This is a genomic window from Caballeronia sp. Sq4a (assembly GCF_023170545.1).
Taxonomy (GTDB): domain Bacteria; phylum Pseudomonadota; class Gammaproteobacteria; order Burkholderiales; family Burkholderiaceae; genus Caballeronia.
Window position 1 is genome coordinate 316,959 of the sequence record NZ_CP084252.1, and the last position, 12,962, is coordinate 329,920.

The following is a 12,962-nucleotide window of genomic DNA, read 5'->3' on the forward strand; positions in this document are numbered from 1 at the left end:
CACTCGCCGACCGCATATCGTTGCTTCACTCCTGCCAATAGTGTCCCCATTGGTGGCGTTCGCGCGCCTCGATGGCTACCGCCATGATCTCGCCTAGGCCGAAAGCTGGATTGTCACGTTTTACCGCGATGAACCGGTCGACAAGCGACGGCGCAACTCGGAGCATGCACAACGCCTTCAACTCAACAAAGTCGAAGAGGCTAGTCATGATTGGCCGGTTCGCAACTAGGGCGCTAATCTCGTGGCATAGCACCGCTTCCCGACGGTCTCGCAAGCCGCGCTTCGCCATCACGTCGGCAAACACTGCTCGTTGCGCGAGATTGCGGTCGCCGGCAGTAGCGAATTCTCTGGAATCGATCTCCAGCAGCGCGAGGTTGATCTCGTCACCGGCAGCGAGGAATTCGGAAAGCACTGGTTCTTCTTGGTACATGGCGATGAGCGTCGTCTTACGGTAGACCCTATTAGCGGCTGCAAACGGGCGTTCTTAAGAGGGTGCCTAACAATGCAAAGCCTCTTGTCAATCGCGTAATAGGCCCGTGAGCCACGGTTCCGCGGACTGTCCCGCACCAAGGTCCACGAAAAGGGCGACGCTGCCGCCTACGATGTCGCGTGATTCGAGAGCAACGACAGGCGGCTTCCATGGCTCCTCGGGCGAGACGCGAGACGGAAACTCGGCGGCGTTGAAGTTCAGTGGATATTCGGTGAACGCCCCTTCTGACTCCACCACGAGGCGCGTTCGGTCGACGCGAATCCCACGAAGCTCCTTATCGACAATGCGCCCAGCGACCACGTCGAACTCGCGATCACGCTCGAACAGATAGGTCTGACCCTCCGCCTCACGACGCAAATGAATTACGACCGAGACCTCGGATTCGCGCTCGATCAGAACAAGTCGATATTGGGCGACCCGTGCTTCCCGTTTTCCGTTGGGGTAGATGATGTCTTTGAACTCGCCTCGATAGGCCATGCTCGCTCCGCAAGCGGCCGAGACACCATTGTCTCGACGCTCTACCGAGCCTACGGATTGACGGAGGAAGTCAAGGAGCTTTGGTCGAGGGGAGAAAGCAACAAAACTGAGTGGTCTAACGACGATTGAGCCAGCCAGCGCGGCGGGCAACGCGATCTGCGTTTCTTGTTCCGCGCGTCCGAAGTTTCGGGCCCGTTGCCCTCAACCCAACCGAGATTTATCTACTGGGTGTCGGTCGACGAGGCTTCGGCTTCCACGACGCGCAGAACGTCAGCGGCACAGCCGGCGAGGTCCTCGAACAACCGCCGCTGAACGGGCGAGAGCGCTCGGGGGGCTTTGTCGATAACGCACAAGGTCCCGAGACGGTGGCCGCCGGTTCCGGTGAGCGCGATACCTGCATAAAAACGAATCCCGGGGTCACCCGTCACCAGCGAATTCGTGCGAAATCGATCATCTTTTGTAGCATCTTCGACCACAAAGATGCCGGGCTCGACGAGTGCATAGTTGCAGAAGGCGAGATCACGAGGGGTTTGCTTGGCCACGAGTCCGTGCCGCGACTTGAACCACTGCCGGTGTGCGGCAACGATTGAGACCAGGGCGATCGGGCAGGCCGTCACGTACGCGGCGAGCCTCGTGATGCGATCGAGTCGGGGATCGTCGGGCGTGTCGAGCAAGCCGCATTGCGCGACCGCATCAAGTCTGTCTTCTTCGTTGTATAGAACCGGATACTCGGACATCGTCGCTCGCTAAGAAAGGGGAAAAAAGGTCGGGACCCATGTCTTGTCGGCAGATTGCGATCAACACTTGAGCGCCTTGTCTTCGCTGAGGACCGTCTAAAGATTGTTCGCCTCGCGCCGCTAACTGTGCATGAGCCCTGACAGTCCATCAGGGGCGATGCACTTCAAAGACGAGAACCATGAACGCGAACGCCGAGACCTCCTTCACCATGCAGAGCGCATCTATCGCGGCATCAGCCGGCCAGAAGTCGCTCGACGAATTGCGCTCCTTGTGGGCCACCACGGAAAAGGAGCGGGCCGTCGTTGAGTTCTCGCCCGACGGCGTGATCCTGCGCGCGAACGCCAACTTCCTGACCTTGATGGGCTATCGGGCTGATGAGGTGGTCGGATCGCACCACCGCATCTTTTGCGACACCGCATACGCCAACAGTCAGGCATATCAGGATTTCTGGATCATGCTCGCGTCCGGACGCGAAGCGAGCGGCGAGTTCAGACGCCTGAACAAGACGCGCTCAGAAGTCTGGATTCGCGGCTCCTATACGCCTGTCCTGGACGAAAGCGGCAATGTCCAGAAGATCGTGAAAGTTGCCAGCGACATTACTGGCGCGCGAACCCTCGCCGACGATCACGCCGGCAAGGTGCGGGCGATGGAACGGGCACAGGCTGTCATCGAGTTCGATTTGCACGGCCACGTCCTTGCGGCGAACGACCTGTTCCTTCATCTGATGGGCTACAGCCTCGAAGAAGTGAAGGGTCAGCATCATCGGATGTTCTGTGATCCGTCGTACCTAAACACGGACGCTTATCGCTCGTTCTGGGAAAAGCTCGGGCGCGGCGAGTATGACGCCGGGCAGTACAAGCGCATCGCGAAGGGCGGCCGCGAGGTGTGGATTCAGGCGACGTACAACCCGATTTACAGCGCGGACGGCCGGCTCATCAAGATCGTGAAGTTCGCCTCCGACATCACCGAGTTCAAACGCGGCGTCGCTGAACGAGATGGCCGGTTGGCCGCCATCGACCGGGCTAATGCTGTGATCGAGTTCGACCTCGAAGGCAACGTTCTGGCCGCCAATCAGAACTTCACGGATGCGATCGGCTATACGCTGCGCGAGATCGTCGGCAAGCATCACAGGATGTTCTGCGATCCCGAAACGACAGCGACGGCCGAATACCGTGACTTCTGGGCGCGACTGAGCCGCGGCGACTATCATGCCGGGCGCTTCGAGCGCGTATCCAAGCACGGATACCGCGTGTGGCTTCAGGCGACGTACAACCCGGTGCTCGACGAGTCCGGCCGGCCCTACAAGATCGTGAAGTACGCGAGCGACATTACCGCGCAAGTGGAGCGCGAGCGCCGGATGCAGGCCAGTCTGATCGCGATGAGCGAGAAGATCGACGAGTTGTCCCAGTCCATCGACGGCATCGCCACGCGCACGCGCGAGGCAACGGCAGTCGCGACCGAGACGCAGGCCGAGGCGGATACGGGCGGCCGTACGCTGGCTGAATCGATGTCGGCGATCAAGGAGATCGAGCAGTCCTCCGCCGGTATCAGCGAGGTGGTGAAGGTCATCAGCGAGATCGCCACGCAGACCAACATGCTCGCCTTCAACGCAGCCATCGAAGCGGCGCGCGCGGGCGAGCATGGACTGGGGTTCTCCGTCGTCGCGAGCGAAGTGCGTCGGCTGGCCGAGCGCTGCTCGCAGGCGACCAACGAGATTCGTCGCCATATCGACGAGTCCGTGCATCGGATCAAGACCGGAAGCGAGACGTCCGGACGCGCAGCCAATGGCTTCGACCGTATCCGCGCCGGTGTGAACCGTACAACGGAGACCATCGCCGGAATACACCAGGTAACCGAGAAGCAGGCAACCGCTACGCGTACTGTCTCCGAGCTGTTGCGCGAGCTCACGCTGGTAACAGGCGGCGAAGCAGCGGTTCGTTCATCTTCCACCGTGGCCGCGCTGTCCCGCCAAACGCAATGATGGATTCGTCAGCCCTTGTTGTCGGCGTCGTGCAGGTCGGCTCGATCCGCTTCGGGATCCCTGTCGAGCACATCGTTGAGGCGGTGGAAGCGCCATCCGCCTACCAGCAGATTCCGGGTCAGCCGGCCAGCATGAAGGGATACTTCCTGCTGCGCGGCGACGCCGTCGCCACGCTCGATACATATGGGCTTATTTGCCCCGATGAGACCGCGCCTGCGCAAGCGAGACATGTCATCGTCCTGCGCCAAGGCGATGCGGTGTTTGGCATCGAAGTCGATGCAGTCGGCAAAACCGAAGCGATCGACCGAGATAGCCTGATTACCCTGGCGCCGGACGACGAATCCGCGGCGGGCCTCTTTCCTGTGCTGGCCGCACTCGGAGAGCCGTCTTCGCTCATCGGCATTTCAAATGTCGGGAAGCTCTATGAAGCAACGGCGGGAAGGGCTGCTCGCAAGGCGATTCGGCCGCGCGACATGGCAGAAAACATCGAGAGCGCGGGAGATTGTTCGAACGACGAAGCGAAGTCGCGACGTAGGCAGCACGCGATCGTACGGTGCGGTGAGCATCTGCTCGGCGTCGACGCGCTCAGCGTCCGATGTGTCATTCCAATGCCCGAGCTTCAGCAGCCGAGTCCGGGCAACACGACGTTTCTGGGAGTCGCGCATTGGCTCGGTGCAGACCTTGCCGTCATGGACCTTCCTGCGGTACTGGGCCTTCCCCAGCGCGAAACGGGGCAAGGCAAGTATCTGCTCGTCCTCGCGCACGGTGACCGTGTGACCGGTTTCGCCGTTGACGAGCTTTCAGAACTGGTACTGCTGGCGCCGAAGGACATACGGCCGGTGTCGCCCGCTGCCTTTGCCGAACCCGGCTTCTTCTTCGGCGCAATCGGTACCTCTCGAAGCAGAACGGCGCTGGTTATGAACCCGGGAGCGCTTTCCAGCAGCGGACGCTTGATGTATCTAGCGCGCGCCGCAGCGGCGCAGAACGGCTCGGCTACGGGCGCTTCGACAGCGGCATACACCGGTTCGTACCTCGTCTTCTCGGTGGCGGGACGTCCGTACGCGACGAACATCGAACACGTGGCCGGGATCGTGACAATGCCTAAGGTCGAGATGCGCGGGCGCGCAGACAAAGCGAGCCTCGGACTAATCACCTGGCGCGACGACTACGTCGAGCTCGTCAGCTTGCACTTGGCAGCGGGCAGCGACGTTGAAAGTTTTGAGCCGCGGCAGGCGCTGGTGGTCGTGGTGGGCGGCCTGACGCTTGCGTTTGCGGTGGACGCTGTGCTGACTATGTCGGGGCCGACCGAAGCCACACAGATCTCCCGAGCCGTCGACCGAGAAACGGGGGGAACGTACCAGATCGTAACGATGACGGAACCCAGCCGGATCAGCTATCGGCTCGTCGACCTCGCGGGAAAAGTGTCTGCGCGGTTTCATTCCCTCAATGGAAGGAATGAAGAGGCTGCGTAGCTCGCTGCGCATGGTCGCGGAACGTGAATCTGTGACGGCGGGAATATTCTCCCATGCAGATCGCCGCCCCATAATGGTGTTGTACGACCATTCATTCCGCGAGAGGTCACAGCCAAAATGGACAGCAACCCGTCTAAGCCAGTCAAGCGCGATCCGGAGGGGACTCGCCGCCGCATTCTCGAAGCCGCAACTGACCAGTTCTCGAAGTTCGGACTCGCCGGCGCACGCGTTGACGCCATCTCAGAACTCGCGGGCTCCAACGAGCGGATGCTCTACTACTATTTCGGCAGCAAGGAGCTGCTCTACGTCGCCGTACTGGAGTCGATGTACAAGGGCTTCGCTCAGAAAGAAAGCAGCTTAGACCTGACCGGGTTGGAGCCTTCGGAAGCGATAGCAGCCCTAGCTCAGTCGATATGGACATACCTATGGGACAGTCCGCAGTGGCTGAACCTGATTAACAACGAAAACCTGCATCAAGGGCGGTACCTGAAGGAGTTCGAAAAGCTGGACGAGGCCATTTTGCCCGTGGTGGAAGTGATTAAAGCAATCCTCGAGCGCGGTGCCGATGCGGGCCAGTTTCGAAAGGGCGTCGATCCTCTGGACTTCTATGTCACGCTGATTGGGATGGGCTATTACATCGCATCGAACCGCTTCACACTAAATGCGTTCACCGGCAGGGACTATGTGAACGTGGAGAATAGAGAGCGAATTTCCGCAATGCATGTGGAGATGTTGCTTGGATTCCTTCGCCCGCCGGTTGGTGCCTAAGTCAGCGATCGCAGGGCGGTTCCCGCGGCGCTGATCATGGGTCCGTAGTCGACTCATTACCGACGATCGCATCGCCTGCAATCCAATGACAGGTAACAGAGCGGTCCGGTCATCGAAACGAGTTCCGGAACGCGGAGGCTATCGCGCCTTATCCGAGGCACTGAGCATCCTGGGCTCCGGGCCGTACATTGACAATCGCTGCGGTTCAGCCGCCCGCCATCTGACGACGGGTTTGTCGGCTGGCGATCCCTCCCAAAAATCCCAGCGCCAGCTGGGATCGATGAGTCGTTTCATCGGTGGGCGCGTCTGGTTCCCGAACTCAGTAATTTCCACGCAGACGTAGAGCGGAACGGTCCAATGATTGTTCGCCCGTAAGACCGTGGTGTAAGCGTCTCCGTACTCCGTCACGTCGAGCTTATTAAGCCCGACCAGTGATCCGTCAGGCGGTGCACCGACAACGCTTACCAGCTCGATACTTCCAGTGTCGGTTCCCGCGCACCATTCGATCTGAGCGCTCACGCCGTCTTCATGATGGGAACCGTTCTTGTCGCTCCAATTGCGAGCCGCCTGCACGACGAAAGTGTGCGTGTCAACAGTTGGGTGCCCGTGCAGAGCGCGCCGCACCTCGCATGCGAGGACGTCAGTGCTGGAATTGTTGAGTGTAAAAAAGGTTTTGCTGTATCGGAGTGTCACAAAATTCATCTGTTCTTGTTCGCACCACCCAGGCGCTAAGCCGTTTGGCCATGCTTGCTGCGATTCGTTGCAATCGTGTCTAGGCATGGCGCCCCCCGTGCAGTGGTGGAACTGTCGTTGCTGAGGCGGAATATAGGATGTAAAGCGACCGAAACCAAGTTGAATGCTTCGCCGCCGATTATGAACGGGCAATCCCTCGGATTTCACTCGCCGGATATTAACCGTTGCTGCAAGCCCGTTCGTTCAGGATCCGTCGCAGTTCATCAATTCTGGAGTCGTTGTCGCACCGTCGGCTCGTCAGCGATTTACATGCAGCGGCCGAGTGGGCGGAAACAACATATCGTTTGTCGGGTTCACAGTTTCGGCCGGGGCCCAATTCTTTGCGCGTTTCAAAGTGGCAACTCCAGTAGCAAGCTTTGCCAACGGCTGTTCTCACGGTGGAGGCGCCGCCTGGAGGGCTTAGAAAGAGTCAACATCTATGTCCGATGTTTGCCGATCACGGTCTGAGACAGCGCGCGCCCTTTACGTTTCCAACTTCTCAGCCTCGCTCGGCTCCTCTCTTGGGTTGTAGCGCGGCGTGGGCTGGGGCACCAGAAAGAAGGCCACGGACAGCAGCGCTATGGCCACTCCGATGCGGCACGCAGCGATCGCGACGGGAACCGCAGCGATCTGGACCAGGGTAGCAACGCCGTAGCGGCGCTTCATCTGCTGAATGAAACCGGGCGTGAGCCGTTCATCCATCAGCCGGCGGCCTTGCATTGCATAGAACCACTCGGCCATCCACGCGCAGGCGGTCAGGGCAAGACTGGCTACCAGAGTCACTGACGCGACGGGCTCAAAGTCCGTGCCGAGGTGGAAGCACCAGACGCGGATCGGGTACGGAATAATGACGATCGCTAGGAGGAATAGTAGCTTGATCGCGCCGAACCAGTGATCACTCTTAGCATAAATGCGACCCAGGTAATGGTGTTGCAGCCAGTAGGCACCGATCACGATATAGCAGAGAAGGAGCGCGAGATATTCGCGCCACTGCGCCACCATCGCGTGTATTAGGTCGCTGTAGCCATGCGGGCCGTCTGGAGATCCGGGAACCTTGATCTCGACGATCAGAAGGGTCAGCGCGATTGCGAAGACCGCGTCGCTGAACCCCTCGAGGCGGTCAAGTCCGCGCTCCGCACCATGCGTTCCCGCGACGGTAGATTTACGCCTATTACGCAGCATCATCTGAGTCCTTTGGCGGAAGGATGAAAGCATTCAGTGTGCCGCCCACGCGTTAGCGCATGGGGTAACAAGACGCTAGATGGATGCGTTGACGACAGCGGGATTAGTAGTGCGGTCGTGAATGCAGAAAGCCACTCAAAGGAAGTCGTGACTGGCCTCGACCGTTTGGCGAAGGCGAGTAGCAGTGCGGTGGCTCGACAAGCCCATAAGATTGCTCACCTGCTCGTTGCTCTTGCCCGCGAGCAGGTGGCGTCGTCCGAATGTATTCCTAAGCAGTCTGGGGCTTTCGTCAGCGGCGGAAAGATTGGCCGCGTGTAAAGCAGAGCGCACGCATTTGAGCATCGTGTCGGGCTGCATCGGTTTGCCGGCCGCCGTCGTAATGAACAGCCACTGAGTGGGGCAGAGTATCGAGCGCCGCCCGTCGGCGTATGCGCGGAGTACGTCGACTGCAAACGCATCTATCGGTACTCGACGCGCGATGCGAGGTCCGTGCTTATCGACGAAGATGGTCGGACGGTCGTTGTCAGCATCGAGGTCGTCGACCCTCAGTTGCCGAAGCTCGGCCGCAGTCACCCCAGAGGCAAGAAAAAGGGCGACGATCGCAACGTTCCGCAGTTGCTTGAACGACTCGGGCTTCGCTGAGGCGATGAGATCCTGCAACCGCGCGTCGTCCTCCGCAGACAGGTAGATAGGCGTCGGCTCGTCCTCTGGCCAACTCTCGTTGTTCAGCATCGCGGCAGCCGGGTTATCTGCCCGTAGCTCCATGTTCACCAAGTGCCGGGTGAAGCGGTCGATCAACTTCAGGTAGCGCAGCGTCGTGGTCGTGCCGGGCGAGCAATCCCGGGCGAGGTCGACGAAGAAGCCCTCAAGGTGATCGGCGCCGTAAGTGGTGACGTTCTGCCGATGCGCGATGAGGAAATCGTTGAACCGCGAGAACATGGAGCGATGCTGGACGATTGATTGATCGGCGAACGCGCGGCGATCAGCACCAGTCGCTTGTTCGCGTTGCCATTGCGCGTAGGCTTCTTCGGGATCGGACAGCCACAGTTCGATAGTCATAAAGTCGATATACTGAAATTTCCAAACCTAACGCGAAGCTACCGCTTCGCCAACCCCGAGCCACCAAGAGGGGGGCCGCCGCCATCCAATGCACCCTTGATCGCGTCGAGACAAACGTCCGGTCCGCCGACGACGATCTGCGCGGAGCAGGCGAGCATCAGATTCACGGTCAGCCCAAAGTCCTCGATGAGATAGCCGGCTCGGCACACGCCCCCGGCACTGCTCACGGACGTAGCCTCGACGCGCTTTGCGAGCGTCACGGCGTTGGACCGATAGCCCCAAACCGGCTTTGCAAGCGCCGCCGCAAACCCGACCTCAAACGCCGTCCCGCTGTCCGGCTCGCCCGGGCCTCGAAAATCATCCAGGTTCGCCATGACGACGTCGGCAGAGCGGATCAGGTCAACGTTCGCTTGATAGATCCATTGGGCGGCGTCCTGGCCTTGGAGGGACGAGGGCAACTGGCCGTCGAGCGGATAGAGCCCAACGAAGCCGCGATCGCGGCAGAGCTGCTTGAGATGCTCGCCGTGCTCTTTCGCGTCCTGCCGGAAGACATCGAAGCCAGCGAGGTAGATGCGTGGCTCCTTGGCCGCGCGTTCAATCGGCAACGGGGAGGGGTCGAACCTCCCTTCGCGGACTCTGCGTTTGATGCGGTTGAGTTGCCGCTTCACAGCAAGGACGCTTTTGCCGAGGCTCGACGCGATCTGGTCGATCGGCAAACCCTGGTCAAGCAACTCCATCAAATCCCGCTGCGACCTCGTCGGACTTCTTCTCTGCATCGGTTCGGGGCTGACGGTTCTGGTTATTGACGCGTATGAGCTTACCAATATCCCGGCGGAGTCAAGTCAGCCGCGCACCAGCCGACGTTGATTGCCCGCTGGTGCCATATGCGGCTCGCGCCGCGTTGGACGATTAAAGGCCACGCCGCGAACGCCGTTAAACATCTTGATTTCGCCGCGAGGGCCGCTATTATGTACATATCATGTGCATGTACATAGGGGTGTGCGATGGCAGCAGCAACCGATCGGATCGTCGTGCAGGTTACGCCCGACCAGAAACAGGCGATCGCGCGTACCGCGAAGCGTCTGGGGTTGAACGTCAGCGAACTGATGCGACAGGCAGCGCAGGGCTTCACCCCCTCTGAAGACGAGCAGGAAATTCTCGCGCTTGTTGAGCGCGTGAACATCTCGACCAAAGAGGCGAGCGACGCTCTGGACGAAGCACTCGCGTTCGTTGCGGAGTCGAACAAGCGCATCGCGGCAATGACCGAGAGCGAGCAGTAATGGGTGTGACAGACAAGGTATGGGACGCCCTCACCACCGTGATCAAAATGAATGACAAGGTGGTCTCTCTCGCGGGCACGGTCAAAGAGCAGCAAGCGAAGATCGAAGGCCTCACGGAGCGCGTCATCCGCTTAGAAGCGACGCTTGAGCTTTTGATGCGCTCGGGCAGCGATAACAAGAAGCTGCCGCGCTCTTAAACAGGAAATTGTAGGCATCGATGGACCCATATACGCTCGCACGAGCCACGAACGCGGAAGATACGGTGCGGAAGTGGGCCTATGCGGAAAGTTTGGAACGCGACCTTCTGGCCGTAAAGGCCAATCTCGAAGGTATGGAAGCCCTGAAGGACGCCGCGATGAAGCAACTGGCCAAGGCTAACCCTAACGACTACCTCATGACGCAGGCAAATCGCCAAGCGGTTTTCGATGCAGCGTATGACAAGTTCGTTGCCGCCGCGCGACGGTGAACGGATCGGAAAACAGCGCGCAAGGACGTGTATGGCCATCGTGGTGAAACTGTTCGGTAACGGGAACATTGGAGTTACCTTCGCGCTTAACCTTGTGGCCTCAAGCGCCAAATAGTTGACTCATGCGCGACGGGGGAACGCTTCGCGTACTCTATCGCTTTGTTAATCTTCATTCGCCACAACGGCGGCTCAATAATGCTCGTGACATACACTGAATACGCCACCGACCGGGACCTCCTGGTTAGCACGACCTACTCCGACACGGCAGACAACTGCTATGTGCCACGTATCGGAGAGCAAGTTCTCATCAACAACAAGTACTATGAAGTGCTGATGAACGTCTCGACGCCATTCGCACTCTCCAAGAACAACAAAGTGGTCTGCTTCCTGAAAGCCGTCTAGATTTATTATTCAACGAGAAGCATGGAAGATTCGCCGTCGCGCGCCGCATTGGAAAACAGGAAGCTGATGGACGCATATGCGCTGATGAAGGCGCGCGAAGCGCAACGCGTGGCCGCAGACTGGAAGGCTTACGCTGCTCGCGTAGAGAAAGTGCTACACGGCACCGAAGCGAACTATCAAGCAAGGTATGACGGCATTGAAGGACGCGCTCCTAGCGGAATTGGCCCGCGTCGATCCGCAGAATCGCCTGCTGGCCCAAGAAAACCGGCAAGCGATTTTCGATGCAGCGTATGACAAGTTCATCGCCGCGCCGCGACGGTGAACGGATCGGGAAAACAGAACATGCATAACTATTGGGTAGTAGGCGCGACATGGGGCGGCCAAAAGGACCAGTCGGAAGTTTTTATCCGGCGGGGGTATTGGTTCATGGGATGGGCCGACGAAGAACAGCCATCGCAAGCCTCGCTGCGCGATGAGATTCGTGAAGGTGACCGGATCGCCATTAAGCGAATGCTTGGGCAAGGTTCCAAGGAGATTGAGATCCGCGCACTTGGTGTCGTGAAGGAAGTAGACTCAAAGGACAAGCGCGTCTACGTCCATTGGGCAGCCAAGGACCTCAATCGGCGAGTGGCAGCCAAGGGATGTTTCGCATCAATCCATGGACCATTCAATGCGGATGACCAATGGACGCGACAGGTCTTCCAACTTTAGGCCCAACGGATACTTGGCGCGAAATCGGAAAACATGCCCGTAACATCTTCAACTACTAGGATTTAAGCATTGTGCGCGGATTGGCTGGGATCGGGGTTGTTTGCTTGGTAGTCGCTGGATGCACGGCGACGCCGCCTGGAAAGCTTTCTGACGATGCATATGTGCTTTCGCAGAAGCATTACGCGTCTTCTCCAACCATTACTCTCGCCCGCTTTCGGCAAGGTCTGCGCCAGTGCGGCCCAACAAGCGATGGATTGGTGTTCGTTCGTCACTTTGGCGTCGCGGATTGCTTAACCGCCGAGGACGGCCACGCGGTTTGCGACCTGTATGTCGGTGGCGCGGCGGGCGGAGCTTCAAATTTCGTGCTGGGGCGTGCCGACTTTTACCGCGACAACGTTTCGGGAACGAACGCGGAGTACCGCGTTCGTAAGATGGCCGCGCACAATGAAGCCACTCTCGAGGCTTGGGACAACTTCTCTAGCGGTAACGCCAGCAACACCTGTGAATAGGAGCATTCGGAAGCCCGCCATGCCCTGCCGGATGGAAGCCGTTAGTTCGCCGCAGGTACCTGCACCAGTAGCGCGTCAACCGCTAAACATCTTGGCCGCTGAGCCGTTATTACGCGAAGGCGGGCGCATCAGCCTTCAACGGATGGAAGAAACAGCGAGCTTCACAAGCAATGACGATAGGCGAAGAAACGACAATCTACGTTCAATTACAGATCGACGTGTACGGCGGTTGCATTGAGCTAATGAGCAGAGATGTCCCCGAGGCAGAGGCGCGTCGCATGTTCGGCAAGGTGGTGGCCGACCCTCGATCGGTGAAAGAAGATATCGCTGCACTGCTTGCGACGGAAACTCGCGGCGACACCCTGCTATTGGGTTACTCGGCGCCCGGACTTCGCGGTCGTCACGGCACGGTTGAGTTTGCCCTTGAGCATGCAGTCGATGCTGCCGAGAAGTATTTCGGCTTTCCAGCCGATGAACTGCGCGCAGCGCTCCAACCTGCTAACGTCTCCGCGCTGATCGATGAGCGTGAACGCGGCATGGCGACTCTGCAAGACGAATTTCCCGAACTGGCCGAACTGTATGAGGCGTTCGTCGATGCCGTCGACGACTTAAGGGAAGACCCACCGCACGAAGTGACGCGAGAGATTGCGCTCAACCGTGGAGCGCTGCACTAAAGAGCTGCGTCACTAGCGTGA

17 protein-coding genes are annotated in these 12,962 nt (G+C 59.2%); 10 read left to right on the plus strand and 7 right to left on the minus strand.

Annotation, left to right across the window (positions count from 1 at the left end; translation table 11 throughout):
- Positions 1–25 precede the first annotated feature (25 nt).
- The 3 genes from LDZ24_RS21000 to LDZ24_RS21010 form a co-directional block, all read right to left on the minus strand.
- On the minus strand, positions 26–430 hold the full coding sequence (locus LDZ24_RS21000) for a hypothetical protein (RefSeq protein ID WP_248324040.1): 405 nt from the start codon (positions 428–430) through the stop codon (positions 26–28).
- A gap of 87 nt (positions 431–517) precedes the next feature.
- A complete protein-coding gene (locus tag LDZ24_RS21005; RefSeq protein WP_248324041.1) occupies positions 518–967 on the minus strand; it encodes a hypothetical protein in 450 nt (149 codons plus the stop codon).
- 221 nt (positions 968–1,188) lie between these two features.
- Entirely contained in the window at positions 1,189–1,704 is a 516-nt protein-coding gene (locus tag LDZ24_RS21010) for a GAF domain-containing protein (RefSeq protein ID WP_248324042.1), read from the minus strand.
- Positions 1,705–1,883: 179 nt separating this feature from the next.
- Between LDZ24_RS21010 and LDZ24_RS21015 the strand changes: the two genes are divergently transcribed.
- The 3 genes from LDZ24_RS21015 (at position 1,884) to LDZ24_RS21025 (ending at position 5,926) form a co-directional block, all read left to right on the plus strand.
- Positions 1,884–3,686 carry a PAS domain-containing methyl-accepting chemotaxis protein gene (locus tag LDZ24_RS21015; protein WP_248324043.1) on the plus strand — a complete coding sequence of 601 codons (1,803 nt, stop codon included), beginning with the start codon at positions 1,884–1,886 and terminating at the stop codon, positions 3,684–3,686.
- The gene (locus tag LDZ24_RS21020; protein WP_248324044.1) at positions 3,683–5,158 is read left to right on the plus strand and encodes a chemotaxis protein CheW; all 1,476 of its coding nucleotides are present in this window, start codon (positions 3,683–3,685) and stop codon (positions 5,156–5,158) included. Before LDZ24_RS21015 ends, LDZ24_RS21020 begins: the two co-directional genes overlap by 4 nt.
- Positions 5,159–5,275: 117 nt before the next feature.
- Complete coding sequence (locus tag LDZ24_RS21025; protein WP_248324045.1) at positions 5,276–5,926, plus strand: TetR family transcriptional regulator; 651 nt, start codon at positions 5,276–5,278, stop codon at positions 5,924–5,926.
- Positions 5,927–6,064: 138 nt separating this feature from the next.
- Here the strand turns inward: LDZ24_RS21025 and LDZ24_RS21030 are convergent, their stop codons facing one another.
- The 4 genes from LDZ24_RS21030 to LDZ24_RS21045 form a co-directional block, all read right to left on the minus strand.
- On the minus strand, positions 6,065–6,628 hold the full coding sequence (locus tag LDZ24_RS21030) for a hypothetical protein (protein ID WP_248324046.1): 564 nt from the start codon (positions 6,626–6,628) through the stop codon (positions 6,065–6,067).
- Between the two features lie 513 nt (positions 6,629–7,141).
- On the minus strand, positions 7,142–7,843 hold the full coding sequence (locus LDZ24_RS21035; RefSeq protein ID WP_248324047.1) for a TMEM175 family protein: 702 nt from the start codon (positions 7,841–7,843) through the stop codon (positions 7,142–7,144).
- Between the two features lie 132 nt (positions 7,844–7,975).
- A complete protein-coding gene (locus LDZ24_RS21040) occupies positions 7,976–8,899 on the minus strand; it encodes a tyrosine-type recombinase/integrase (protein ID WP_248324048.1) in 924 nt (307 codons plus the stop codon).
- A gap of 38 nt (positions 8,900–8,937) precedes the next feature.
- The gene (locus LDZ24_RS21045; protein WP_350029455.1) at positions 8,938–9,636 is read right to left on the minus strand and encodes a nucleoside 2-deoxyribosyltransferase; all 699 of its coding nucleotides are present in this window, start codon (positions 9,634–9,636) and stop codon (positions 8,938–8,940) included.
- A 267-nt stretch (positions 9,637–9,903) separates the two neighbouring features.
- On the opposite strand from LDZ24_RS21045, the gene LDZ24_RS21050 reads away from it, so the two are divergent.
- The 7 genes from LDZ24_RS21050 to LDZ24_RS21075 all read left to right on the plus strand — a co-directional run bounded on the left by LDZ24_RS21050 (position 9,904) and on the right by LDZ24_RS21075 (position 12,941).
- The gene (locus LDZ24_RS21050; protein WP_248324049.1) at positions 9,904–10,179 is read left to right on the plus strand and encodes a hypothetical protein; all 276 of its coding nucleotides are present in this window, start codon (positions 9,904–9,906) and stop codon (positions 10,177–10,179) included.
- Positions 10,179–10,376, plus strand: a complete 198-nt coding sequence (locus LDZ24_RS21055) for a hypothetical protein (RefSeq protein WP_248324050.1) — start codon at positions 10,179–10,181, stop codon at positions 10,374–10,376. The genes LDZ24_RS21050 and LDZ24_RS21055 overlap by 1 nt, the downstream gene beginning before the upstream one ends.
- A gap of 20 nt (positions 10,377–10,396) precedes the next feature.
- Entirely contained in the window at positions 10,397–10,645 is a 249-nt protein-coding gene (locus LDZ24_RS21060) for a hypothetical protein (RefSeq protein ID WP_248324051.1), read from the plus strand.
- Between the two features lie 589 nt (positions 10,646–11,234).
- Positions 11,235–11,369 carry a hypothetical protein gene (locus tag LDZ24_RS28005; protein ID WP_256465429.1) on the plus strand — a complete coding sequence of 45 codons (135 nt, stop codon included), beginning with the start codon at positions 11,235–11,237 and terminating at the stop codon, positions 11,367–11,369.
- Between the two features lie 20 nt (positions 11,370–11,389).
- Positions 11,390–11,758 (plus strand): hypothetical protein, encoded by a 369-nt coding sequence (locus LDZ24_RS21065; RefSeq protein WP_248324052.1) that lies wholly within the window; start codon positions 11,390–11,392, stop codon positions 11,756–11,758.
- A 161-nt stretch (positions 11,759–11,919) separates the two neighbouring features.
- Positions 11,920–12,267: a hypothetical protein gene (locus LDZ24_RS21070; RefSeq protein WP_248324053.1), complete on the plus strand. Its 348-nt coding sequence runs from the start codon at positions 11,920–11,922 to the stop codon at positions 12,265–12,267.
- 170 nt (positions 12,268–12,437) lie between these two features.
- A complete protein-coding gene (locus LDZ24_RS21075) occupies positions 12,438–12,941 on the plus strand; it encodes a hypothetical protein (protein ID WP_248324054.1) in 504 nt (167 codons plus the stop codon).
- Positions 12,942–12,962 lie beyond the last annotated feature (21 nt).

Coding starts and splice junctions, on each gene's coding strand:
- LDZ24_RS21015 (WP_248324043.1), top strand. CDS start 1,884: ATGAACGCGAACGCCGAGACCTCCTTCACCATGCAGAGCGCATCTATC.
- LDZ24_RS21035 (WP_248324047.1), bottom strand. CDS start 7,843: ATGATGCTGCGTAATAGGCGTAAATCTACCGTCGCGGGAACGCATGGT.
- LDZ24_RS21040 (WP_248324048.1), bottom strand. CDS start 8,899: ATGACTATCGAACTGTGGCTGTCCGATCCCGAAGAAGCCTACGCGCAA.
- LDZ24_RS21005 (WP_248324041.1), bottom strand. CDS start 967: ATGGCCTATCGAGGCGAGTTCAAAGACATCATCTACCCCAACGGAAAA.
- LDZ24_RS21060 (WP_248324051.1), top strand. CDS start 10,397: ATGGACCCATATACGCTCGCACGAGCCACGAACGCGGAAGATACGGTG.
- LDZ24_RS21020 (WP_248324044.1), top strand. CDS start 3,683: ATGATGGATTCGTCAGCCCTTGTTGTCGGCGTCGTGCAGGTCGGCTCG.
- LDZ24_RS21000 (WP_248324040.1), bottom strand. CDS start 430: ATGTACCAAGAAGAACCAGTGCTTTCCGAATTCCTCGCTGCCGGTGAC.
- LDZ24_RS21055 (WP_248324050.1), top strand. CDS start 10,179: ATGGGTGTGACAGACAAGGTATGGGACGCCCTCACCACCGTGATCAAA.
- LDZ24_RS21030 (WP_248324046.1), bottom strand. CDS start 6,628: ATGAATTTTGTGACACTCCGATACAGCAAAACCTTTTTTACACTCAAC.
- LDZ24_RS21025 (WP_248324045.1), top strand. CDS start 5,276: ATGGACAGCAACCCGTCTAAGCCAGTCAAGCGCGATCCGGAGGGGACT.
- LDZ24_RS21010 (WP_248324042.1), bottom strand. CDS start 1,704: ATGTCCGAGTATCCGGTTCTATACAACGAAGAAGACAGACTTGATGCG.
- LDZ24_RS21050 (WP_248324049.1), top strand. CDS start 9,904: ATGGCAGCAGCAACCGATCGGATCGTCGTGCAGGTTACGCCCGACCAG.
- LDZ24_RS28005 (WP_256465429.1), top strand. CDS start 11,235: ATGACGGCATTGAAGGACGCGCTCCTAGCGGAATTGGCCCGCGTCGAT.
- LDZ24_RS21045 (WP_350029455.1), bottom strand. CDS start 9,636: ATGGAGTTGCTTGACCAGGGTTTGCCGATCGACCAGATCGCGTCGAGC.
- LDZ24_RS21075 (WP_248324054.1), top strand. CDS start 12,438: ATGACGATAGGCGAAGAAACGACAATCTACGTTCAATTACAGATCGAC.
- LDZ24_RS21065 (WP_248324052.1), top strand. CDS start 11,390: ATGCATAACTATTGGGTAGTAGGCGCGACATGGGGCGGCCAAAAGGAC.